This window comes from Thiocapsa rosea (assembly GCF_003634315.1).
Taxonomy (GTDB): Bacteria; Pseudomonadota; Gammaproteobacteria; order Chromatiales; family Chromatiaceae; genus Thiocapsa; species Thiocapsa rosea.
The window spans coordinates 4,339,877-4,363,371 of sequence record NZ_RBXL01000001.1 but is presented as its reverse complement, the minus strand read 5'-3'; the positions used below and the strand labels follow the sequence as shown (position 1 = coordinate 4,363,371).

Below are 23,495 nucleotides of genomic sequence, written 5' to 3'. Positions count from 1 at the left end.
GAACGATACGGGTGGGTCAGGCCGATCCCGGGCAGGCAGGCACGGGCGCGATTGATTCGCGCAGCCGCTCGACCTGCTCGAGGCGGCGCGAGTCGCTGTCGGCAAAGCGCACGGCAATGTTCTGGAATGCCTCGCGCCGCAGCATAAAGGCGTCGACCACATCCGGATCGAAATGGGTGCCGCGGCCTTGCTCGATGATGGTCACGGTCTCTTTGAACGGGCAGGCCAGCTTGTAGACACGCTGGCACATCAACGCGTCGAAGACGTCCGCCAGCGCCATCAACCGGGCGGCGATCGGGATCGCGTCGCCCTCGAGACCCTCCGGATACCCGGAGCCGTCCCATTTCTCATGGTGATAGTGCGCGATATCCTTGGCGATCGCCAGGAAGGCAAGCGGGCACTCGGCATCGCGCTCGGCCAGCTCGATCGCCTCGCGGCCCAGACGGCTATGTGTCTTCATGATCTCCCACTCCTCGGGCGTGAGCTTGCCGGGCTTGAGCAGGATGTAGTCCGGCACGCCGACCTTGCCGATGTCGTGCAGAGGTGCGGATTTGACCAGAAGATCGATGGTCTGCGCGGTCAGGAAAGGCGCGAAACGCGGGTGCGTTCGCAAGGCTTCGGCAAGCAGCCCGACATAGCCTTGGGTGCGACGCAGATGGTTGCCGGTCTCGGGATCCCGGATCTCCGCCAGATGCGCCAGTGCGCGAATGCTCGCGTCCTGGATCAGGATGTTCTCCTGCATGCGACGCGACACCTCGGCCTCGAGCAGCAGGTTCTCGTTGCGCAGACGATCCCGAGCGGCCTTGAGTTCCAGCTGTGTCTTGATTCTGGCAAGAACGATCGCCGGCTTGATCGGCTTGGTGATGTAGTCCACCGCTCCGAGCGCGAGACCGCGCTCCTCGTCCATCGCCGCATCCAATGCCGTGACGAAGATCACCGGAATGTCCGCGGTTGCCGGGTCGGCATGCAACCGGCTCATCACCTCGTAGCCATCCATCTCCGGCATCATGACGTCGAGCAGGATCAGATCGGGACGCGGCTCGGCAAGCGCCTGCAGCGCTCGCCGGCCGGAGCGAACCGCGCGGACACAATAAGCAGGACTCAAGAGATCGGTCAGAACGGCCAGGTTCTCGACCGTGTCGTCGACAACGAGGATCGTCGGCACAACCGCACGGGCATCCATCGACATGACGGCCGACTCCTTGAGCGTAGTGATCCTGTTATTGTAGAACGTCCCGGATCCTTCGACGACAGACGTGTCACATTTCACCGACGCTCGGGCGCCATCCAGGGGTATCGACGCGATGCCGAACGGAGCCGGGTGGCGAGATCGCGCCAGGGTACGCGCATGCCGAGCAAGACCGCGAGGATGACCCCGTAGATCGCAGGCTCCAAGAGATCCGCCTTCACCAGCCAAAGATAATGCAGCACGCCGAGCACGCCGATGGCGTAGACGGCCCGATGCAGAGTCTTCCAACGCCGCCCGAGACGCCGGATCCAGCCTTGGGTCGAGGTGATCGCCAAGGGCACTAGCAAGACGAAGGCCGCGAAGCCGACCGTGATGTAGGGCCGCTTGAGCACATCCTCGGCGATGGTCTCCAGGTCGAAGGACCGATCCAGCCAGAGATAGGTTGCGAAGTGCAGGACCGCATAGAAGAATGCGAAGAGGCCCAGCATGCGGCGAAAGCGTACGAGCCAGGCTTGCCCGGTCAGACGTCGCAACGGGGTCACCGCGAGCGTGACCAAGAGCAGCCGCAAGGCCCAATCACCCGTGAAATGGGTGATCGCCTCGACCGGATTCGGCCCGAGCGCCCCGCTCGCCCCCCGCGCGATCAAGACACCGAACGGCACCAGGCAGAGCAGGAAAACCAATGGTTTGCCGTAGCGCACACGCATCTCGATTCGAGTCATCTCAGTAGAACCGCTTCAGATCCATCCCGGCGTACAGCTCGGCCACCTGATCGCCGTAGCCGTTGAACGGCAAGGTCTCACGCTTCTTCGCCAGCCAGCCGTCGCCGATCATGCGATGGGTCCTCTGGCTCCAGCGCGGATGGTCCACGGCCGGGTTCACGTTGGCATAGAACCCGTACTCGTTTGCCTGCATGCGGTTCCAGGTCGCCGGCGGCTCCTTTTCGGTAAAGCTGATCCGCACGATCGACTTGATGCTCTTGAACCCGTATTTCCAGGGGACGACGAGGCGCAAGGGTGCGCCGTTTTGATTCGGCAGCAGCTCGCCGTAGAGACCCGTGGAGAGGATCGTCAAAGGGTGCATCGCCTCGTCCATACGCAACCCTTCGCGATACGGCCAGTCGAGCACCTTGCGTTTCTGACCAGGCATCTGCTCCGGGTCATAAAGCGTTTCGAAGGCGACATATTTCGCCTTGGAGGTCGGCTCGAAGCGCTTGAGCAGATCGCCGAGCGGGAATCCGACCCAGGGCACCACCATGGCCCACGCCTCGACACAGCGCAGCCGATAGATGCGTTCCTCCTGCGTGAAGGACGACAGGATGTCCTCGATCCCGATCTCACCGGGCGCGGCACATTCGCCATCGACGGTGACGCTCCAGGGACGCGGCTTGAGAAACTTCGCATTGGCCTTCGGATCGGTCTTGTCCGTGCCCAGCTCATAGAAATTGTTGTAGCTGGTGATGTCTTCGAGACTGGTCAGCGGCTCGTCCGTGCTGAAGGGACTCGGCTGAATATTCGGGATCGGATCCCCCGCGAGCACGCGAGTCGGCGCGGTGCCGACCAGGCCAAGCGCCGCGAGACCCATCCCGGATGCGGAAGCCTTCAGGAACTCCCGTCGACGCCGCCAGACCTGCGGCGGCGTGATCTCGGAGGGTAGAATATCGGCGGGTTTCTTGATCAGCATGTCGTCTCCGGTGTTGGGGGATGCGCCCGCGCCGTTCGGCATCGGATCGCACGTTCGAGAGACCCGGCAACGCGCCGGACTCTTTCATGCCGGTTAGATGGGGACGAGATCGGTCGGTTCGCGAGGGCGAAGCCGAATCCGGGATTGCCCTTCGGGATGGATTTCGAGGCGCAGGACGTCAGTCCGATTCCCGTGGCGGTGCGCACTTCGGCGTTTGCTGACCCGCTTCAGGTCGCTCGGCGCGCCCACCAAGACGCCAGCGCCGCCCCCGAAAGGTTATGCCAGATCGAAAAGACTGCACCAGGCAGCGCCGCCGCCGGGCCGAAGAACTTGACCGCAAGGGCGACGGCCAGTCCGGAGTTCTGCATGCCGACCTCGATCGCGAGGGTGCGAGCGGTGGTTTCGTCCCGACCGAGCAGCCGTGCCGACCAATAGCCGGCGGCAAGTCCGATCCCATTGTGCAGGACGACAGCGATGACCACTGCAATGCCGACATGCGCGAGGTTGCCGGCATTCAGTGCGACGATGATGGCGATGATGAGGACAATGGCTGCGACCGAGATGAGCGGAAAGACCGCCTTCACGGGTCCGATTCGGGCTCCGAGCCACTGGTTCAGGAGAAGGCCCAAGGCCACGGGTGCCAGGACGACCTGAGCGATGGAAATCAACATCTCCAGGGCGGGAACCGGGACCCGCTCGCCGAGATAGAGCCAGGTCAAGGCCGGCGTCAGCATCACAGCGGCGAGCGTCGAGGCGGTCGTGAGCGTGATGGAGAGTGCGACATCGCCCTTGGCGAGATAGCAGACGACGTTCGAGGCTGTCCCGCCCGGGGCCGTCCCCACCAGGATCAGGCCCGCGAGCAGCTCGGGCGGGAGTCCCATCGCCATGCCGATCGACCAAGCCGCGAGGGGCATCACGCCGAACTGGAGCGCTAACCCGAGTCCGACGAGGCCCGGACGCCGCAGGACAGCCGCAAACTGACTCAGGGTCAGGGTGACGCCCATCCCGAACATCACCAGCCCGAGCAAGGGCAGGATTGCCGGTTTTAGCCCGACGAGCGCTTCCGGGAAGAGGTAGGCGAAGAGCGCGCCCAAGAGGGCCCAGAGCGGAAACCATGTCGTGATACGCGTCATGAGTAAACCGCGTCCGGAGTGATCTGGATGGTGGTCGGATTGCATCTGCCTTGATCGTATCCACCAACATCGGAGCAGACGCGGCTTAAGATGATCTATTTTTTAACATCTTAAACCGCGCCGACTCCAGCGGTCGTGAAGTCTGCCGGGGCCGATCCAATCCAAAACATCACATACCGCACGGGGCGCGGTTTAACCCGCCGCCGCCAGCGCCTGCTCCAAATCGTCAATGATGTCGTCGATATGCTCGATGCCGATCGACAGGCGAATCAGGTCCTCGGAGACGCCGGCGCGGGCCAGTTCCTCGGGGGACAACTGGCGATGCGTGGTGGTGGCCGGATGACAGGCGAGCGTCTTGGCATCGCCGATGTTGACCAGACGTACCGTGAGCTTGAGCGCATCGATAAAGCGGGCACCGGCCTCGCGTCCGCCCTTGATGCCGAAGGACAGGATGGAGCTGGCCTTGGCGCCGTCCATGTACTTCTGCACCAATGGATAATCCGGGCTGTCGGGGAGTCCGGCATAGCGGACCCACTCGACCTGGGGTTTGGACTTGAGGTACTCGGCCACAGCGATCGCGTTCTCGCAGTGCCGGTCCATGCGCACATGCAGTGTCTCGATGCCTTGGAGGATCAGGAAGCTGTTAAAGGGCGAGATGGCCGCCCCCATGTTGCGCAGAGGCACGACGCGCGCACGGGCGATGTAGGCCGCCGCGCCGAGCGTCTCGGTGTAGACCACGCCGTGATAAGAGATGTCCGGCTCGTTGAGCATCGGGAAGCGGCTTGCGTGCTCGGCCCAGGGGAATTTGCCCGAGTCGACCAGGACCCCGCCGATCGTGGTCCCGTGTCCGCCCATGTATTTCGTTGCGGCGTGGACGACGATGTCGCAACCGTGCTCGAATGGACGGCACAGGTAGGGGCTGGGTACCGTGTTGTCGACGATGACGGGCACGCCCCGGGCATGGGCCATGTCCGAGATCGCGCGCAGGTCCGCCACGTTGCCGGCGGGGTTGCCGATGGACTCGCAGAAGACCGCCTTGGTCTTGTCGTCGATCAGCGCATCCATGCCCTCGATGTCGTTGGGTGCGGCGAAACGCACCTGGATCCCGAGCCGGGGCAAGGTGTGGGCGAAGAGGTTGTAGCTCCCGCCGTAGAGGGTCGAGACCGCGACGATGTTGTCCCCTGCCTGGGCGATGGTGAAGATGGACGCGGTCACTGCGGCCATACCCGAGGCGAGCGCCAAACCCCCGACCCCGCCTTCCATCGCCGCGACACGCTGCTCAAGCACGTCGCTGGTGGGATTCATGATGCGGGTGTAGATGTTGCCGGCGACCTTCAGGTCGAAGAGATCGGCGCCGTGCTGGGTGTCGTCGAAGGCGTAGCTGGTGGTCTGATAGATGGGAGTCGCCACCGCCTTGGTGGTCGGGTCGGGCGCAAAACCGGCGTGAATCGCAAGGGTCTCGATCTTCATGGTCGCTCCTGATGGTGGTGTCGTGCGATGGCTGCCCCGGTGAGGAGCGCCGCCTTCTACGGGCATTCGGGGTCAGGCCCGCCGATGGTATCCATCAGGTCCGAAGCTGTCGATCGGTGCGGACCCGGAACATCGCGACGATCCGCTTGGAGGATCTCTCACGGAGACACGGAGAAAGGAGAAAAGAGAAGCGAAGAAAAAGGGGAGGAGGCACGCGGAGATGTCTTCTCCGTATCTCCGTGCCTCCGTGTCTCCGTGAGAGCCTGTCCGACCTGAACTCTCGGGCTGACGACATCAAGGGTCAGGGCCAATGAGCCAAAGCACTCGGAAGACGATCGATGTCATCCTCCGATTCAGCGGCTTCTGTTAGATTTAACGGGGCGGCCGCGGCGATTCGGTCAGCGAAAACACAACAACAGCGGAGGATGGACGAGATGGTCGAGATCAAGCATCGCGAGACTGGGCAGGTCCTCGAGCGGATCGACGCGCACACCCTCGCGGGTGCGGACCTGCGCGACATGCAACTGAACGGGGCCGACCTGCGCAACGCCGATCTGACCGGCGCAAACCTGGAATCGAGCGACCTGGTCGGCGCGCTGCTGAGCGGTGCGCGGCTGGTCGATGCCGTCCTGGTCGCGACCGATCTGAGCAACGCCGACCTCAGCTCCGCGGATCTCACGCAGGCGCATCTGGGCGCGGAGCGACCCTCGCGTGCGGCGACCCTGCACGGCGCGAACCTGTCGCAGGCCACGCTCGAGCGCGCCGATCTGCGTCATGCGGATGTCAGAAGGGCCAACTTGCGAGGCGCCAACCTCGGACATGCAGACATGCGCGGCACCGATTTTCAGGGCAGCGATTTGTGTCACGTGGTTGCACCCAAGGCGCTCTTTATCCGCGCCAATCTGCGCGAGGCCAATCTCTGCGGTGCGGATCTGCGTGATTGTCACCTCAACGACGCCAATCTAGCAGGCGCCAGCATGCACGCGGCCGACCTGACCAGCGCCCTGCCCGGCGGCTTCACGGTCATCAACCTGGCCAACTTCGAGGGCGCCGACCTGCGCGGATCCAAGCTGCGCAGCGTCTCGGCTCAGGAGACCAATTTCCGCAACGCCAACCTGACCGACGTCGATCTGACCAACGCCGTGCTCGGAGGGGCTATCCTGCGCCGAGCCGACGTCACAAACGCCGATTTCTCGGGCGTCGAGCTGGCGAGTGTCACGATGGAGTTCGCCAACTTTTCAAAGGCGCGCAACGCCGTCTATCCGTCCTACAAGAAAAATCTTAGGTAAATTATGGTTAAAGAAGGAAGTCGTGAGGAACGGATTGCCATCCTCGGTGCCGGGATCTCCGGGCTGAGTCTGGGTTGGTTGCTCTCGCGGATCGGCAAGCAGGTCACGCTCTTCGAATCTACCGATCGGATCGGTGGACTGGCGCGGACATTCGATTGGCACGGCGTGCCCTGCGATATCGCGCCCCATCGGCTCTACACGCAGGATCAGGCGCTCGTCGCGATGATCGAGTCCCTGGTGCCGCTGCGCGAGCATCGCCGCAACAGCCGCATCCTGATGAAGGACAAGGTGATCGCGGACCCGATCAACCCGATCGAGCTGATCCTGAAGTTCGATCCCAAGACCGCGGCCAGCTTGATCATGGGCTTTCTCGCACGTCCGAAGCTCCCGGAGGACTCCTTCGAGGCGCTGGCCCTGAATCGCTATGGGAGAGGGCTTTACGATTTCTTTTTCGAGCCCTATACGAAAAAGATGTTCGGCGTCCCGCCCAGCGAGATCTCGGTGACCTGGGGGCGAGAGAAACTGCGCTCGTCCGGACTCCTCGACACGATCCGGCGCAGCTCCAAGACCTTCTTCAGCACCTTTCACTACCCGGCCGACGGCGGTTACGGACAGATTGCCGACGCCATGCATGCGCACATCCGCGGCGAGGTCATGCTCGAATCCAAGGTCACGGGGCTCGAGCGCACCGAGAATCGGGTGACGGCGATCCAGTACCGCCGGCACGGCGAGGCACACCGCTTCGAGTGCGACCGCGTCTTCACCACCCTGCCGGCTACACTGCTCGGGCGGATGCTCGGGGAGGACTTCAACCTCAGATATCGCGGGATCGAGCTGGTCTATCTGCATGTCAAAAAACCACGCGTTATGCCCTACCAGTGGGTCTATTTCGGTGACGGCGATGTCGTGATCAACCGAATGGCGGAGTTTCGCAACTTCCATGACCCGGAGGCACAGGTCGACAATACGGTGCTCTGCGCCGAGGTGACCGCCGAAACCGATCGACCCGTCGAGGATGTCCTCAGCGCATTGGAGCGTTATGGTTTGGTCGACCGGGCCGAGGTGGACGACGTGATGGTCCTGCCCGAGGGCTTCGGCTACCCGGTCTACGACCGTGGATTCGAGGCGGTGAAGGCGCGCGCGGAGGCCGTGCTCGGTCGGTACGAGAACCTCCATTCGGTCGGTCGCAACGCCGAATTCCGTCACATCGAGGTCGACGAGGATCTGGAGTCGGCGCTGGCGACCGTGCGTCGCCTTTATCCCGACGCCACGCCCAACGCCGCGCCAGACGCCATGCCCGAAGCCATCATGCCCGAAGCAAGACCCGGCGCATGAAGCGGCTCCTCGCACTGCTGCTCCCGATCCTCTTTACGATCGGGCTGCTCGTCTATGCACTGAGTGGCGTCGATCTGGTAACGCTGCGCAGCACGCTGCTCGAAGGCGAGTTCTGGGTCATCCCGCCATTCCTGCTCCTGCTGGCGATTTTTTTCTTTTCCAATGCGGTACGTTGGACGCTGATCCTCAAGCCATTTGGTCACTTCTCGGCGCGGCAGGTCGCGCCCTCTATGATGATCGGCTTTGCCGGGAACAATGTGCTGCCGCTGCGCATCGGCGAGTTGATCCGCACCGTCATCTTCGCAAAGGAATCGGGATGCTCGCGCAGCGGGGTTCTGATGACACTGGTGGTCGAGCGGGCGCTCGATCTGGTGGGCATCCTGCTGGTCTTCGTCACGGGTGCGGTCCTGGTCGGCGAACTCCCGCCCGGCTGGGGCTACGGTCTCGCCGTCGCGCTCGCCGGGATCCTGGCGCTGATGACGGTGCTGGTGCTGCTCGGGCGATTCCCGCATGCCTCGCTGGGCCTGTGGAGACGTTTGAGTCCGTCCCTTCCCGCCCTCCTCGCCGAGCGGGGACAGACCTATCTCACCGAGCTGACGCGCGGTCTCGCGGCGCTCGCCACGCCGTCGACGGCCACGGCGCTGCTGGCGCAGTCGCTCATGCGCTGGTATCTCGCATCAGCCCTGGTCTGGCTGAGCCTCGTGGGCTATGGCGTGTCCGTATCACCCGGCGTGGCGATGCTGGTGGTCGGCGTCACCGCGGCGGCCGTGTCGCTGCCGAGCGTGCCCGGATTCGTCGGCCCGGTGCAGGCCGCTTTCGTCTTCGCCTTGACACCCTTCGGCATCAGCCAAGAGGTCGCACTCGCCGCCAGTATCCTCTTCCTCGTCGGCCACTGGGTGCCGGTGACCCTCACGGGCGCCCTCTACTTCGTCTCGCGCCATTACTCCTACCGTCAAGTTCGCCGAGAGGCAGCCTCGCTGAGCGATGGCGCGGAAACACCCTAAACCACCCGAACCATGCGGCCCTGACAAAACCCGAAGCCCACACCCGTAGGATGGGTAGAGCGAAGCGAAACCCATCCTCCCCGCTCCAACGCCCCGGTTCCGGCACCGGTCGAGCGCAGCGAAACCCATCCTCCCCGCTCCAACGCCCCGGTTCCGGCACCGGTCGAGCGCAGCGAAACCCTTCCTCCCAGCTCCGACGCCCCGGTTCCGGCACCCGTCGAGCGAAGCGAAACCCTTCCTCCCCCTACCGACGAATCGGGCAGCGTGCCCCGGGCGGCTCATCCCCTGAACCCGCACCGGTTTCGGACTCCGCATCCTCCTCTTCCGGAGGAAGCCGGATCACCTGTAGAGCCGCAACCCCGAGTGCCGCCTTCAATGCCTCCAGTTGCGAGTCAAGCCGCGCATCCGGGCCATCGGGCAAGGCCCAACGTCGGCGGTCTCGAATGACTGTGCGATCGGACCCGCAATCGTCCTTCATCGTAAAGACGTCCCAGTCCCGCGGATGGATCAAGCCGTTGAACCAACCCGTTCCGTACGGAACCTCGACGGGCACACCGTCTTGATCGGTCAGGGTCGTTCGGAATGCGATCCCCTTGGCATAGGCAGCGGCATAGAGCGGATATAACGCGCGCCCTTCGATGTAGACGGCCTGCTGCCCCGAATCGCACGCGAACGCGGCCGTGATCTCGGGACGCACACCGCCGGTGTGGGCCTCGCCGACGGGATCGGTCGCGTGGGCACGAAAGAGCCCGAACAAGGCAAACCCGACCACCGCAAGGCTGAACGCCTGCTGGAGGCGCCGGGAATGCAGATGCGACCAGACAAGATCGAGCGCCAAGACGATGATCGCGAGATAAAGCGGCAACAGCATCGATTGATGCCGCATCAGTCCGCCGAAGGGATAGGCGCCGGCGACCCCTGCCACAAAGACCAAAGCGGTCGCGATGACGGCCGCCAGAACCATCAGCACCCGCGCGCTCTGCCGCCGCCACAATCCGACCGCCAGTACGAGGACTGCAGCCGTCCAGAAGAGCGCCACGGCGAGTATTTGCCCCGGATCCGTCGCCGAAAATTGCGGGGTCAGCCAGCCGGCGTTGCCGACTAGACCGCACCAGGCAAAATGGAGAATCGAATCGCCCTCGCACAGCGTGAAGGACTCGAGATGCATGGGTGCCACGGCCCCGCGCCCGCGCCCGTACCCGAGCGCAAACCACAGCAGCACCGAGAGGCTGCCGATCACCAAAACAACGAAGGCGAGCCAATCCAAAAATCGCCAAGTCCGCAACCATTCGAGCGGACGCACGAAACGGCGTCCGGCCCGAACCGCCCACAGCAGCGCCAAGGCCAGGATCAAGCCGACGGTGACGAAGAGTGCCGAGTAGATGAAGGCGAAGGCGAGGGTGAGCCCCAACGCGGCCATCAGTGGCTGCGGTTCGGGCGCAGTCCCGAGATCGTTCGCGCCCGAGGCGGTCCGCGGGACAAGCGTCGTCGCCGCGAGCAGTCCGATGACCAAGAACAGCAGTCCGAAGCTGTAGGAGCGCACCGAGACCGCAAGCTCGAGGAAGGCGAAGCTCGTCACCAGCAGCACCACCCCGAGCAAGGCCATCTCCCGGACAACATGCAGACGCCGCAGCAGCAGATACCACAACGGAACAGTCGCCACGGCGGCCAAGACCGACGGGAGCCGGAACCAGAAGGAATCCGGGCCGAGCCGGGCCATCGGCATGAGCAGGAGATGATGCAGCGGCGGATGGGCGTCGACCAGGCCCTCCTCGAGTGCCTTGGTCCAGGGCGAGACGGTGCTCAGATAGAGGTGCCAAGCCTCGTCGTAACCCCAGCGCGGATCGAGCGCGAAGAGCAGCCCGATCCCGAGTGTCGCAATGGTCAGCAGGACAAGTGTCAGGATGGACTCGCGCTCCGACACCCCATCGCGGAGTCCTGTCTCGTGCGGAAGGTTGGATGTGGACATGGATCTCTCGGTCACGCAGGAATCACCCGCCCCTGCGTCGACACCGTCTCGTCATCATTGAAGAATCCGCTGTCTGAGCCCTGTCGGCGCCGACGTGGTTTGTCCGCGTGGATCGCCGAGCGCGTGGCTCAACCGAGCGAGCGATAGTAATCCATCAGGATCTGCGCGACCTCGGGTCGAGAGAACTCGGGCGGCGGTGCGATCCCGTTGCCGAGCATCTCGCGGACCTTGGTACCGGAGAGCAGGACGAAGTCCTCCTTGCTGTGATCCGGGGCCTCGCACATCATCACAACCCGGTTGAGCTTCTTCGAGTAAGCGGTATGGTCTGCCTTGAAGATCTCGATCTGCAGGGCGTCTGCGGGAACCTCTTCATCGAAGATCGTTTGGGCATCGAAGGCGCCGTAATAATCGCCGACACCGGCATGATCGCGGCCGATGATGAAGTGGGTCGCACCCATGTTCTGCCTAAAGTAGGCGTGCAGCACCGCCTCACGCGGCCCGGCATAGAGCATGTCGAAACCGTAGCCCGTCACCATGGCGCTGTTGGGCGCGAAGTAGAGCTCGACCATCTTGCGGATCGCCGCATCCCGCACCGGGGCCGGGATATCGCCGGGCTTGAGCTTGCCGAGCAGCATGTGGATCACCAGGCCGTCGCAGTCGAGCCGCTTCATGGCCATGTGACACAGCTCCTCGTGAGCCAGATGCATGGGGTTGCGGGTCTGGAAGGCGACGACGCGCTTCCAACCTCGCTCGGCGATCTCGTTGCGGATCTCCACGGCAGTGCGGAAGGTGTCCGGGAAATCGTCCTGGAAATAGGAGAAATGCAGAACCTGGATGGGACCCGAGACCGCGAATCGACCCTGGCTGTTGAAGGTCTGGACGCCCGGGTGCTCCGGGTCCGAGGTGCGGTAGACCTTCTCGGTCATGAGCGCCATCTGCGCGTCGCTCACCTGCTCGATCGCCTCGACATCCATCACGGCAAGTACCGGATTGCCCTCGACATTGGGGTCGCGCAAGGCGATCCGCTTGGCCTCGGCGATCCCGTTGGCGCTCTCCAGCAGGCAGAGAATCGGCACCGGGAAGAAGAGCCCGCCGGTGGTCCGCATCCCCTCCGCCACGGCGATGGCGTCCTCAACGGTCATGAACCCGGGCAGCGGACTGAAATACCCGCCGCCCAACATCACGGCATTGGCGGCCGCCTGCGAGCTGATGATGACTGAGGGCAGGGTCTCGGCCTCGCGCATCAGGGCATGGTGGGAATCCGGGTCGTAGACGAACAAGGGCTTCAACGCTTCGGAACCGACGGGGTTGATCATCTTCTTCTGCCTCTCGTGATGGGGTCCATCGCGCCTGTCGATACTCGACCGAGGAGGACGATGAGACGACTGAGGGAACTGAATTCTTCTGGAGCGTATCGCCGGGGTTCACGCACGAGAACAGCTCGCGCCTAACCGGAGGCGACCGCGTTTCGGCCGGACGTCCTCACGCGGGCATGCGGTCCGATCCGCTCGCGTCGCGCTTGCCCAAACCGACCGATCTGCTCCACCGATCCCGGAAACCATACCACGGACCTTGAAATTCCTTGCCCAGAGGATCCTTATGCAACGAACAAATTCTCTTGGAGTAAGGGCGGTCTCGCGCCGAAGCCTGGAGGCTGCGAGTGCGCTAAACCGCGTCCAAAGCGAAATGCGTCATTTTTGTTTTGTGTTCAGCGTCGGAGACTTCCTTGATCTTGGTGAGACGCGGTTTAAAATTTAATTTTTTTCAATACTTTAAACCGCGCCAGCTCCGACAGTCTTCGACGCTGTCGCAGCCAAGCCATTCCAACAAACTACGCATACCGCACCGGGCGCGGTTTAGACTTGCACCCCGCGCGGGCGGTCCCATCTTCTGCCACGAGCAACCGACCGGAACCCGGAAAACAGATACCGCGAAGGATACCCCGACCATGCCCTACTTCGTTTACAAGATCTCACCGCCGCTGCAGCTGGAATACGTCGACACCATCGAGCGCTATCAGGACGCCCGCGCACTGGTGCGGCTGCGCCGCGAGGAGGAAGGCACCGGGAGCGACATCCAGTACCGGCTCGTCTTCGCACGTCAGCAAGGCGAGGCGGAGAAACTGCTCTCGACCCCGCGCGACGATCGCGTCATCGGGGAGGACTAGTACAGCACGGCAAATGTGTCGAGACCGTCCGTTGTCGTTGTCGTAATCGACCATCGATTACGACAACGACAACGAAAATGCTCTCGGACAATCTCGGAATCGCTGCACCGCTCCAATAGCCCGCAGGCCCGGTGGATCTTGAGCGGCCCGACGATGAATCCCTTCCGCACGTCAGCGCACCGACATCACCACGCCGCTGCCGGCGTCCTTCTCGGCCCAAAGAAACTGACGCACCTTGCGCACGTAAGCCTGTGTCTCCGCATAGGGCGGGATCTTGCGTCCGTGTTTGATCACGGCCCCCTCGCCCGCGTTGTAGCCGGCGAGGGCAAGCTCGAGGTCCCAATCGAACATGTCCATCAGATCGCGCAGATAGGCCGTACCGCCGCGGATATTCTCGACCGGATTGAAGCTGTCGGAGACCCCGTAGCGGGCCGCAGTCCCGGGCATCAACTGCATCAGCCCTTGAGCACCGGCACGCGACACCGCCGACGGATTGTAGGCGGACTCGGCTCTCACGACGGCATGGATCAGCGCGGGGGACAGTCCGTAACGGCGGGCATTGGCAGCGATCAGCGTCTCGTAGGCGGCGCGGCGCGTTGCCAACGATCCCGTGATGGGGGCAGCCGCCTTGGCACGCTCCCCGGTCAGTAACTTGGGCTGCTTGAGGCCGGCCGAACGCGTTTCGCTCTCCCGGACCAGCTTCTTCGTCTCGCGCTTCCACTCGAGCCGATACTTGCTGCCTTTCAGCGGTGCGTCGGTAAAATAGACCTTGCCCGCGGCATCGACGTACTTGTAGATATCCGCCTGAGCCGCGCCTGCGACGCCGCACGCAGCCAAGACCACGAAGGTCGCCAGGAGTCCTCGCATCTCATCCCCCCTCGAACGGTGCCGAACCCGGTGCATGCTAGAGCAAGACGGCCGGAGACGTCAGCCCCTTCGCCGTCGGCGGCAAACCCGTTGTCTGCCGATTTGCACTCTATATCCGCACCCGCATTCTTTGACGGAACCTGCATGGCTGCATTATCGCCGAGCGCGCGCGATTGTAAACGTACATAAAAATCTTCGAATCGGTTCTCGAAATGCGATCGAAATAGCGTCCAAATCACGCCCGATCCATTTGAAAAACGCCTCTCATGAGTCATCACGTCATCTGTTAGGTCATAAAAAAACAAATCATTTCAACAGCATCTTATCATTGATATCTTGTGTAAAATTTTAAGTTCGACACTGAATCGACACGATGAGAAATTTTCGATTGCTTTTGGGCGACCTCTTCCTATACTCTGCCCCTGCCTACAGGCAAAAACGTCCAATGTACCGGGGGGAACATGAATCGACGTTACTTTCTAGGCGCAGCCTTGTCTGTTGTCGCCGTACCTGCATTCGCAAAGAAACCGGCCGATCGTCCGCGTGTCCTGGCCTTCAAACATCTCCACACCGACGAACGTCTTGCGGTGACCTATCGGGTCGGAGACCGCTACCAACGCACGGCCCTTCAGGAGGTCAATCACTTCTTCCGAGACTTTCGGACCGGTGACCAAACCTCGATGGACCCTCAACTACTCGACATCCTTTACGACATCAAGACCCGCCTCGGCGACCTCGACGCCCGCTTCGACGTCATCAGCGGATACCGCTCGCCACGCACCAACAAGATGCTCCGGGAGACCTCCGGCGGCGTCGCCAAAAATAGCCTGCACCTCACCGGACAGGCCATCGATGTTCGCTTCCCCGACCTTCCGACACGCCATATCCGAGACGCAGCGGTTGCCCTCGGGCGCGGCGGTGTCGGCTATTATCGTCGTTCGGACTTCGTCCACCTCGACACGGGTGCCGTCCGGCGCTGGGGCGCCTGAACGGGACCGATCCGCGTCGATTCCCCGAGCGGCCATTCGTCGGTCGAGGAATCGGCGCCTTCGAACAGACCGACGAGCGCACCGCACTGGGCGCGGTTTAAGCCCGATCAGCCGAGAATCCGAAATCCGGAGGTGAGCGCCGGAACATCGACCTCGGTCACCGTCAGTCGCAGTCGTTCGTTCAGTCCGGCCGCATCGCGCGAGCGAACCCGCGCCTCAAACGCCAGATCCGGGATCACGACAGTCACCTTTCGCTCGTCACTATCCACGACGACGCCATCGCCCCGCCACGCTTGATTCTCGCGCAGGAAGACATGTTTCCAGTGCTGGTTGGAAAGCCGCTCCCCGCGCCGAACCGATGCCGCGGCAAGCTCCGCCTGCGCGACGCGGGCGCTGACCTCCTCTTCCGACAGACCGGATCCTCCGCTGAGCTCGGCCCTGATCTGCTGGTGCACCAAGAGGTCCGAGTAACGGCGAAGCGGGCTTGTTGCTCGGGTGTAGATCGGGAGCCCGAGCCCGGCATGCAGCTCCGGCGTGCCCGTCAGGCGGGTCGGCTTGAAACGGCGGCGCCGCGCATACATGGCGGCGAGATCGGTGGCGGTATCCAGCCCCTCGGGGAGTGCCTGAGTCGCGTAAGGGATCGGGATCCCACGCTCCAGACAGAAGCGTCCCGCGGCCACCCCGGCCATCAGCATGGCATCCGTGACCATGGCGCGGCTGCCGAGCCGCAGGAGCGGACGGATCCGCACCTGACCGTCTTCGACCCGGATGCTCACCTCGGGCAGGTCCAAGCCGGTCGCGCCGTCGGCATGACGGCGGGCACGAAATGGCTCGACCAAGGATCGAATCGCCGCGAAGGGGCCTTCCTGGAGACGCTCCTCCACCCAGTCGTAGCTCAGACGCTCGACCCGCACCCAGGTGCGGTGGACCTGAATGTCCTCGATCTCGCCCGCAGCGTTGCAGAGCATGCCGAAGGAAAGCGCCGGGGAGATCGGCTGCAGCCCGAGCCCGAGCGCATCCGTCACCCTCGCCGGCAGCATGTTGACCACGCCCTCGGGGAGATACAGGTTCGCTCCGCGCGCCCTCGCCTCGCGCTCGATCTCGGACTCGGCGTCGATCAGGGCGGCGACGTCTGCAACATGGACCCAGAGGCGATCGCCATCCACACTGATCGCGTCGTCCGGATCCTGATTGCCTTCATCGTCAATGGCGTAGGCCGCAAGGTGTGTCAGATCGAGCCGGTCCTCCTCGACAAGCGCAGGGACCGGCAGCTCCGGATCGCGGGTCGGCACCCCGCAACGCGCGGGATAGGGGTTGTAGCTGGCGTGCCAGTGCCCGACCTGCACCAGCGCGCGGTGGGCGTTTTCGGGGGTCTGCTGATGGCCGAGCGCAGCAAGGATCCGGCTGTGCTCGGACTGCCCGTGGGCCAGGCGCTCGATCTCGCCAAGTCGATCCCGGTCCTCGGGGGCCGGCGCCGCCGCGGCCATACGTTCGAGGAACGCGTGCCAATCGCGCTCCTCCGCCGCCTTCGCCTCGCGCTCCGCCCGCTCCCGCTCGACGGCCTCGCGGGGCCGAGCCTGGATCTGCTCGGGGGTCCCGCTGAAGGTCAGTCCCTCGGAGACCAACTGCCAGGCCGCCCAAGCCGTGGCCGGGGTGAAGGCATCGAACGCCAGCTCGGCGAGATCCTTGAGGTTGGTCTCAGACCCCTCCAGCAACTCCCACGCCGCGTGCAGCTCGCCCTCTTGCGGCGCGAGATCGGCAAGACGATGCAGTGGACCCGGATGCAGAAGCGCGACATCCTTCGGTCGAACGCGTTTGTGACCGCCGTCCAGCTCGATCTCGATCTTCTCCCCCACGCTGACCACGCGTGCGGGGCGAACCTTGTAAAGCACCAGGCTATTGACCGGCGGACTGCATTGATATGTCGACAAGCTGCTGTGATCTCCCCTGCACCATTGCGCGATCGATCCCTCTCGAGCGCGGTTTTCGCGGCACCTGTTGGTTATGATACCGGAACCAGCCGCATCTCGACGCAGCATCGTGCGGCCTCACGGAATTCAGCCCGAGGTAACTCAGCATGCATCCAGTTTGGCGAGATCATCTCACCGCAAGCTCCGCTCGGATCGACGAAGACGGCATCCCCCGTTTCCCCGACCCCGGTCCGGACGCCGCCGACGGTTGTCGTCTCTTCGATCTTTCGCATCTTGGGCTTCTCGCCGTACGCGGCGAGGACGCCTTCGGCTTCCTCCAAGGCCAACTCAGCAACGATCTGCGCGAGCTCTCGGAAAGCCATGTGCAGTGGAGCAGTCACTGCAGCCAGAAGGGACGCATGCTGGCCAACTTTCTGGTGATGCGGGTCGGCGACACCTTTTATCTCCAACTGCCGTCGCAACGCATCCCGGACCTCCTGAAGCGGCTGCGGATGTTCGTGCTGCGCAGTCGGGTGAGTATCGCGGATGCAAGCGACGACCTGGCTCGCATCGCGATTGCCGGTGATTGTGCACCGTCCGCCGTGAGCGCCTGCGGTCTCCCGGTGCCCGAGTCCGAGAACGGCCTCGCCGTCGCCGACGCAATCGCCGTGATTCGCCTGTCGGGTCCGACGCCGCGCATCGAGATCATCGGCCCGCCCGAGCCGCTGCGCGCGCATTGGGACGCGCTGCGCGCCCAAGCCGCACCCGCAAACACCGACGCCTGGACGCTCCTCGATATCCGCGCCGGCATCCCGAGCGTTTACAACGAAACGGCGGACACCTTCGTGCCCCAGATGGCCAACATGCAGCTCATCGACGGCGTCAGCTTCCACAAGGGGTGCTACACCGGCCAGGAGGTCGTGGCCCGGATGCAGTATCTCGGCAAGCTCAAGCGCCGGATGTACATCGGCGAGGTTGCAAGCGAGACGCCGCCGCTACCGGGCGACGCGATCTTCTCGCCGGACAGCACCTCGCAGCAGGGCAGCGGGACTGTCGTCGCGGCCAGCCCGGTCGCCACCGGTCGCTACGCGCTGCTCGCCGTCGTCGAGATCAAGGCGGCCGAAGCCGGCGAGGTCAGGCTCAGCGAAGGCGGGCCTCTGTTGCGTCTGGAGGCCCCGCCTTACGGATTCCCGGTTGAGGAATGAGCGCGAGCCTCGATGGTCTTCCGGAAGCGACATCGGGAATCTGGCTTCCAGATCCGGGTGCGCTCGGCGTCGAGGAATGGGTGCTGACTGCGGTCCTGTGGCTCAAGTTGGGTGTGGAGGCGATGGGGGCGCTGATCATCGGCATCGGCGTGCTCGTGGCGAGCTACCAGTTCATCCGCGCCTTGTTCTCATCCGGCATCAGAGACTACAACCCGATCCGCCTCACGCTGGCGCGCTACCTGGCGTTGGCGCTCGAATTCCAGGTCGGTGCCGACATCCTGTCCACCGCGGTGGCGCCGAGCTGGGATCAGCTCGGCAAGCTGGCGGCCATCGTCGTCATCCGCACGGTGCTGAACTACTTCCTGATGCGCGAGATGCAGGAGGAGCACCGGGGCCGGTAGGGTGGACGAGCGAGAGCGAAGTTCACCGAGTTCGGCGCCGCGGCTGTTGCAGAATTTTTCGTTGTTGTTGTCGTTGTCGTTGTCGTACGGAATCCGATTACGACAACGACAACGACAACGACAACGATTACGACAACGACAACGAGGGCGTAGGTTGCGCCGAGCAGTAGCGAGGGACAACCCGCAGAGCTGTGTTGTGCTTCCTGTCGTCGGCACAGATTAAAACATTTAGCCTTGCGCAAATTACCTAGGGCTATTCGTAAACCCCTGCCGCCAACTCCTTCTCCAACATGGAAACCTTGAGCTTGAGGTCGTCGCGGGCCGCCTGCTTCGCGGCAACATCGGTACCGGCGTCGGCGGCCTTGCGGGCCTGAACGCTGCTGTCGATCGCCGACACCCGCGCGGCGAGTTCCCGGTTGGCCTTGGTCTCGGCGGCGAGGCTTCGCTTCAGATCGCCCCAAGCGGCGTCGAGCCGAGCATAGTCGGCTTGCCGGCTGCTCAGCTCGCCCTTCACCTTGGACTGCTCGGCCTGAAGCTCGGAGAGTACGGAGCGGAACGAGGCGTTTAGACGCTGCTCTTGGGCGAGCGTCGCCTGCATCGTACGCTGGCGTTCGCCGTAGGCGCCGGAAGCGAGACACCCGGTGTTCTTGAAGAAATCCCGCGAGGTCGGATCGCACTCGCCCGGCGTCGTGGCGCAGCCGGCGAGGATCGCCGCGAAGGCCATTGAAAAGGCGGCGAGCGCCGGCCTATGAGTCATTGCGGTCATTCGGGTGATCTCCATGCCCATATGCGCTCAGCCCGCCACCGGCGACGCATTGATCTGTTTGTCCATGAGCGCGACCTCTTGCTCCAAGCCCGAGATCCGCTTCTTCAGAACCCCGATCTCCTGATCCAACTGAGCGGTATTGGTGCCGGTCTGTCGCTCCAGGTTGGAGATCTCGACCCAATCGCTCTGCTTGTCCTTGAGCGCGTTGACCGTGCTCTGCATCTGATCGCGATTGGCCTTCACACCGGCGAGATCGCGCCTTGCCTGCTCGCTCGAGATGGCCTTGTTGCGATAGGCCGCGTTGACCTGCGCAAGACGCTTGCTGTCGGCGGCGATCACCTCCTCGGTGGTCGCAATCAGGCTCGAAATGCGCGCGTTCTCCGCCCGGACGTCCGCGGTCATGGCCGCGATACGCTGCTCGTCGTTCTGATACTGCTGACGCTTGGATTGCACATAGGCATTGGCTGCAAGCCCGACCGCACAGCCCGCGGCGGCACCGATCATCATGTTGTTGCTGCGTTTGCCGTCCGACAACATCCCGAGCAAGGCGCCCGCGACCGCACCGGCAGCGCAACCTTGGATCGAGGTCTTGGCATCGAGCCCGGAGGATTGCTGGCGCATGCGCTGCTCGGCGGGCGTCAGCGGCATGCTTGAAGCGTTCCCTCCGCTCATGGTCGGGTTGCTGACGCAACCGGCCTGGAGAAGGGCCAAGGACAGGCTGACGACGACGATGCTCTTACCTGTTCGACGCGCGATCAACATCTGGATGCTCCTTATGAATGGTTCCGCTCGGATGGTTCCGCGGGTGTGCAACCCTGCACGTCCGTCGCCTGAGTTTAGCCGATCGCGCCGCGCTCGAGCGCCGAAAAATGTTGCCCTCAACGCAGCTCGCGACACCCGTTGAACCAGTCGTCGCGTGCGACGCCGCCTGTTCGCGCATAGTCCAAGACCTGCCGATGGAAGCGCTCGGGATAGATCCCCAGATCCCCGTAGCCACGCGCGCTCAGCTCGGAGCGTAGTCCGCCGAGTTCCGTGTCGAGAACGGCCAGGTCGTCCGGATAGGTCTGCGCGGTGCGGACGATCGAGTCGGCATAGACGCCGACATTGGCCTCGAGCACCGCATCGTCGCGCGCCAGATCCTCGGCGAGTCGGCGACAGCGCGGATGCGCGGCGTCCTCGTTCTTTTTGCAGAGGTCGTAGCGCTGGCGGAGCAGATCGATGTTGTAGCCCTCGACCGAGAGCTTCTCGCACAGCAGTCCGCCGAAGCGCAGGGCCTCCCGGGCGCTGCGGGCGCGCTGCTCGTAGAGGCGCTGGTTCGTGCCGGCGACCACGCTGCGCAGCCGCTCCAGGCGCTGCTTCATCTCGGGCTCGCCGCTCGCCCGGGCGAGTGCGGTCAGCTCCAAGACCGGATCCTCGAAGGGACGATCCGACAGCACCGGACGCGGCGGCGGCGTCTCTTGCGGCCGGGCGACATCACTGCCGAGCCGCTCCCAGGCGGCGCGTACGGCGTCGATGCGCTGGTTGGAGGTCAGGACAGGTGCCGCGAGCAGGACGCGAAAACCCGTGTCCGCTGTCCCCACGGCACCGCGATCATCGTAGAACGGAACCTCGCGCCGTAGCGAGCTGCGCAGATCCTCGGCACTGGAATGGAGACTGCCGCCGCGCACCACCGCCGCACCGGGTTGGCCGTGTCGACGCTCCACCCGGTGCAGCCGAAAGGGGTCGAGGACATACTCCTCGAGATTTCCCATGACATCGTGAAGGCCGACCGGGTTCGGCTCGAGCACGCCGATCGGACGCACCTGACCCTGCGCGTTCTGGTTGAACCAGGCGTGGCGCGCGGGTCCGTCCGGCATCGGATAGAGCATCTCGCGAAACACCGCCGGGCTGACCCGATCGCCGCCGCGCGCCGCATATTCCCACTCGGACTCCGTCGGCAGACGCACGAAGGCCGGCACTCCGTCGGCACGGGGCAGACAGGGCGTCGCGGTCGTGTCGCAATCGGCGATGGCACCGGCCTCCGCGCGCAGCCAGAGCGAGTAGCGATGCGCGAAGTCCAGCGCATCGTGCCAGCCGATACCGCCCTTGGGGAGTCGCGCCGTCGCGCCCTTGCCCGGTTCCGGACAGGCCGCACCGGACGCGGCGGCGAGGACCGCGTCGTATTGCAGCGCGGTGACCTCGTACTTGCCGATCAGGAAGCGACGCCGCTCGCCCTCGGGCACCTCGAAGCTGCCCGCGAGATGGTCGAGATAGCGATGCTCGGCATAGCCTTGGCTCTCGGTCTCGCTGCCCAGCTCCACCTCGGTATCGGCGAGCGGATCGGTGCCCGCCGTGCCGACCGGCCGGAAGGCCATGGCGCCACCGCACGGCAGCGGGACGATGACGTCCTCGGGTGCCGGCTTGGGGTTGTAGAGCGCCTCGGGCCAGGTCACCGCGACCTCGGCGACGCCGCGTGCGGCAAAGGTACACAGAATAACCACGAACGCGAGGACCATCCCTGGACGACAGAGGCGACTTCTCCCGCAGGGTACTTGTCGGTCCAGGGAAAAGACTCTCACGGAGACACGGAGAGCACGGAGGAACAGCAAGAGCAGGGCGGCAAGGCTATCGGTTATCGAATCTCCGTGATCTCCGTGTCTCCGTGAGAGATTTGAAAGCACCGATCGGCCCTGCCACGTCTGTCCAACGGGTCCGACCCGGCCGATTCGCCCCGACTCATCGTATGGCTTCACGCAAACCCTCCGCCGGACTCACGCGCCCGGCCCGTATCGCCCCGGCCGTGGATGCGACCAGCGCCACCAGCATGACCAACCCGGCCGCCACACCCAGGTCTTGGATGCCGAGCTGGGTCAAATAACCCCCGCCGGCCAGATTCCCGCCCATGACGGCGTCGAACGCATGCGCGCCCGCCAGATAGCCGGCACCCGCAAAAAGCAGCCCGAGCCCGGCGATGAGCGACCCTTGGATCACCGGCAGCGCTGCGACCGCGCAGGGTCCGAATCCAAACAACCGCAGCAGCGCCAACTGACGGCGCTTGCGCTCCACGCCCACCCAGAGCGCGCCGCCCAAGGCCAGCGCACAGCCCGCCCCGCCAATCAACGCGATGACCCGAAACAGGAACGACAGGGTCCGATCGACCGCCTGTACGGAGGCGATCCGCTCGGCTTGGGTGCGGACCTCGATCCCCTCGGCACTGACCGCAGCGGCCAGGGGGCCGACCTGATCCAACCCGGTCGCATAAAGCCGGGCGTTGGCGAAGCGCGTCTGGCGCTCCGCGTAATCGATCGGGACGGCGCCGTCGGGCGGCAGATCCAGGGTGCCGTCACGATAGTCCTCGGCGGCGACCAAGAGGTCCAGGCTGGTGAAGAGCGCATCGCGCGCGAACCGCGCCTCGGGCACGATGCCGATCACCGAGAGCGGCAGCCGCATGTGCTCGGAGACGCCGTCGCGGGTGCGCTTCACGACGGCGACTACGGCAGCCGGATCGGCCTGCGTGGGAACGCCCTCCTCCGCCCCGGAGGCAGGCGCCCCCGGCACTGGCTCGGCGGGCATCAGGCCCAGCCGGCGTGCCAAGGTCGCGGTCACCAGGACCTCGCCGGGATGGCGCGGCAGCGCGGTGCCCGGCGGCAGAAGCGGATCGCCGAGCGCGGTCGGGATCACCTCGACCGCAGGCAGCAGGCGTCGCGCGGAGTCCAGCAGATCCACACTGGCATTGATGGTCCGTGTCTTGGGGATCAGGAAGGCGACGTCCGGCCGCGCCGCGGTCTCGGCGAGCCAGTCGCGATTCAGCCGGGCGCTGCCGTAGATGACCACCTCCAGGTTACGCGGATCGCGCAACAGCGTTTCGCGCAGGGTCTCGACGACACCGTTCTTGAGTCCGAGCAGCAGGAGCAACGGGGCCAGGATTGCGGCGACCGTCAGCACGAACACCAGCGTGGTGTGCCGATCATGGCGCAGATCCTTCCAGGCCAAGGACCAGACCTCGGCGGCGACGGGGCCGAAGGGCTGCGGGACAGATCGATTGAGTAAGCAACCGTTCACTAACAAGTGATCCATCTTAGCCCCTCTCCCCTCGCGGGAGAGGGGTTGGGGAGAGGGGGAATGAACCGGAATGGCTA

General features: G+C 64.3%; 20 protein-coding genes. 7 read left to right on the top strand and 13 right to left on the bottom strand.

The window, feature by feature from the left end:
* Positions 1 to 16 precede the first annotated feature (16 nt).
* The 5 genes from BDD21_RS19505 to BDD21_RS19485 all read right to left on the bottom strand — a co-directional run bounded on the left by BDD21_RS19505 (position 17) and on the right by BDD21_RS19485 (position 5,475).
* Positions 17 to 1,189 (bottom strand): response regulator, encoded by a 1,173-nt coding sequence (locus tag BDD21_RS19505; protein ID WP_211335103.1) that lies wholly within the window; start codon positions 1,187 to 1,189, stop codon positions 17 to 19.
* 77 nt (positions 1,190 to 1,266) lie between these two features.
* A complete protein-coding gene (locus BDD21_RS19500) occupies positions 1,267 to 1,911 on the bottom strand; it encodes a protein-methionine-sulfoxide reductase heme-binding subunit MsrQ (protein WP_120798575.1) in 645 nt (214 codons plus the stop codon).
* 1 nt (position 1,912) lies between these two features.
* Entirely contained in the window at positions 1,913 to 2,872 is a 960-nt protein-coding gene (gene msrP, locus BDD21_RS19495; protein ID WP_120800023.1) for a protein-methionine-sulfoxide reductase catalytic subunit MsrP, read from the bottom strand.
* Positions 2,873 to 3,099: 227 nt separating this feature from the next.
* A complete protein-coding gene (locus tag BDD21_RS19490; protein WP_120800022.1) occupies positions 3,100 to 4,005 on the bottom strand; it encodes a bile acid:sodium symporter family protein in 906 nt (301 codons plus the stop codon).
* 192 nt (positions 4,006 to 4,197) lie between these two features.
* Positions 4,198 to 5,475 (bottom strand): O-acetylhomoserine aminocarboxypropyltransferase/cysteine synthase family protein, encoded by a 1,278-nt coding sequence (locus tag BDD21_RS19485; protein ID WP_120798574.1) that lies wholly within the window; start codon positions 5,473 to 5,475, stop codon positions 4,198 to 4,200.
* 434 nt (positions 5,476 to 5,909) lie between these two features.
* On the opposite strand from BDD21_RS19485, the gene BDD21_RS19480 reads away from it, so the two are divergent.
* The 3 genes from BDD21_RS19480 to BDD21_RS19470 are packed head-to-tail and all read left to right on the top strand — an operon-like array spanning position 5,910 to position 9,103.
* The gene (locus BDD21_RS19480) at positions 5,910 to 6,764 is read left to right on the top strand and encodes a pentapeptide repeat-containing protein (RefSeq protein ID WP_120800021.1); all 855 of its coding nucleotides are present in this window, start codon (positions 5,910 to 5,912) and stop codon (positions 6,762 to 6,764) included.
* A 3-nt stretch (positions 6,765 to 6,767) separates the two neighbouring features.
* Positions 6,768 to 8,099, top strand: coding sequence for an FAD-dependent oxidoreductase (locus BDD21_RS19475; protein ID WP_120798573.1), 1,332 nt, complete (start codon positions 6,768 to 6,770; stop codon positions 8,097 to 8,099).
* Positions 8,096 to 9,103 carry a lysylphosphatidylglycerol synthase transmembrane domain-containing protein gene (locus BDD21_RS19470; RefSeq protein WP_120798572.1) on the top strand — a complete coding sequence of 336 codons (1,008 nt, stop codon included), beginning with the start codon at positions 8,096 to 8,098 and terminating at the stop codon, positions 9,101 to 9,103. Before BDD21_RS19475 ends, BDD21_RS19470 begins: the two co-directional genes overlap by 4 nt.
* A gap of 244 nt (positions 9,104 to 9,347) precedes the next feature.
* On the opposite strand, the gene BDD21_RS19465 is transcribed toward BDD21_RS19470, so the two are convergent.
* Together BDD21_RS19465 and sat are read right to left on the bottom strand one after the other, a co-directional pair.
* A complete protein-coding gene (locus tag BDD21_RS19465; protein ID WP_120798571.1) occupies positions 9,348 to 11,072 on the bottom strand; it encodes a hypothetical protein in 1,725 nt (574 codons plus the stop codon).
* A gap of 128 nt (positions 11,073 to 11,200) precedes the next feature.
* Positions 11,201 to 12,388 carry a sulfate adenylyltransferase gene (gene sat, locus BDD21_RS19460; protein WP_120798570.1) on the bottom strand — a complete coding sequence of 396 codons (1,188 nt, stop codon included), beginning with the start codon at positions 12,386 to 12,388 and terminating at the stop codon, positions 11,201 to 11,203.
* Between the two features lie 632 nt (positions 12,389 to 13,020).
* Here sat and BDD21_RS19455 point away from each other — a divergent pair.
* Positions 13,021 to 13,239: a hypothetical protein gene (locus tag BDD21_RS19455; RefSeq protein ID WP_120798569.1), complete on the top strand. Its 219-nt coding sequence runs from the start codon at positions 13,021 to 13,023 to the stop codon at positions 13,237 to 13,239.
* A 171-nt stretch (positions 13,240 to 13,410) separates the two neighbouring features.
* On the opposite strand, the gene BDD21_RS19450 is transcribed toward BDD21_RS19455, so the two are convergent.
* Complete coding sequence (locus BDD21_RS19450; protein WP_120798568.1) at positions 13,411 to 14,106, bottom strand: lytic transglycosylase domain-containing protein; 696 nt, start codon at positions 14,104 to 14,106, stop codon at positions 13,411 to 13,413.
* Positions 14,107 to 14,567: 461 nt separating this feature from the next.
* On the opposite strand from BDD21_RS19450, the gene mepK reads away from it, so the two are divergent.
* The gene (gene mepK, locus BDD21_RS19445) at positions 14,568 to 15,095 is read left to right on the top strand and encodes a peptidoglycan L,D-endopeptidase MepK (RefSeq protein ID WP_120798567.1); all 528 of its coding nucleotides are present in this window, start codon (positions 14,568 to 14,570) and stop codon (positions 15,093 to 15,095) included.
* Between the two features lie 107 nt (positions 15,096 to 15,202).
* On the opposite strand, the gene BDD21_RS19440 is transcribed toward mepK, so the two are convergent.
* A complete protein-coding gene (locus BDD21_RS19440; protein WP_120798566.1) occupies positions 15,203 to 17,026 on the bottom strand; it encodes an RNB domain-containing ribonuclease in 1,824 nt (607 codons plus the stop codon).
* Between the two features lie 146 nt (positions 17,027 to 17,172).
* Between BDD21_RS19440 and ygfZ the strand changes: the two genes are divergently transcribed.
* Together ygfZ and BDD21_RS19430 are read left to right on the top strand one after the other, a co-directional pair.
* A complete protein-coding gene (gene ygfZ, locus BDD21_RS19435) occupies positions 17,173 to 18,210 on the top strand; it encodes a CAF17-like 4Fe-4S cluster assembly/insertion protein YgfZ (RefSeq protein WP_120798565.1) in 1,038 nt (345 codons plus the stop codon).
* Positions 18,207 to 18,611 (top strand): DUF1622 domain-containing protein, encoded by a 405-nt coding sequence (locus BDD21_RS19430; RefSeq protein ID WP_120798564.1) that lies wholly within the window; start codon positions 18,207 to 18,209, stop codon positions 18,609 to 18,611. Before ygfZ ends, BDD21_RS19430 begins: the two co-directional genes overlap by 4 nt.
* Positions 18,612 to 18,864: 253 nt before the next feature.
* Here BDD21_RS19430 and BDD21_RS19425 read toward each other — a convergent pair whose 3' ends face one another.
* From BDD21_RS19425 to BDD21_RS19410, 4 genes are all read right to left on the bottom strand, one after another.
* Positions 18,865 to 19,377: a hypothetical protein gene (locus tag BDD21_RS19425; protein ID WP_120798563.1), complete on the bottom strand. Its 513-nt coding sequence runs from the start codon at positions 19,375 to 19,377 to the stop codon at positions 18,865 to 18,867.
* A gap of 27 nt (positions 19,378 to 19,404) precedes the next feature.
* Positions 19,405 to 20,139: a YMGG-like glycine zipper-containing protein gene (locus BDD21_RS19420; RefSeq protein ID WP_120798562.1), complete on the bottom strand. Its 735-nt coding sequence runs from the start codon at positions 20,137 to 20,139 to the stop codon at positions 19,405 to 19,407.
* A gap of 116 nt (positions 20,140 to 20,255) precedes the next feature.
* Positions 20,256 to 21,857 (bottom strand): SUMF1/EgtB/PvdO family nonheme iron enzyme, encoded by a 1,602-nt coding sequence (locus BDD21_RS19415; protein WP_170164827.1) that lies wholly within the window; start codon positions 21,855 to 21,857, stop codon positions 20,256 to 20,258.
* Between the two features lie 235 nt (positions 21,858 to 22,092).
* A complete protein-coding gene (locus BDD21_RS19410; RefSeq protein ID WP_120798560.1) occupies positions 22,093 to 23,433 on the bottom strand; it encodes an ABC transporter permease in 1,341 nt (446 codons plus the stop codon).
* Positions 23,434 to 23,495: the final 62 nt, after the last annotated feature.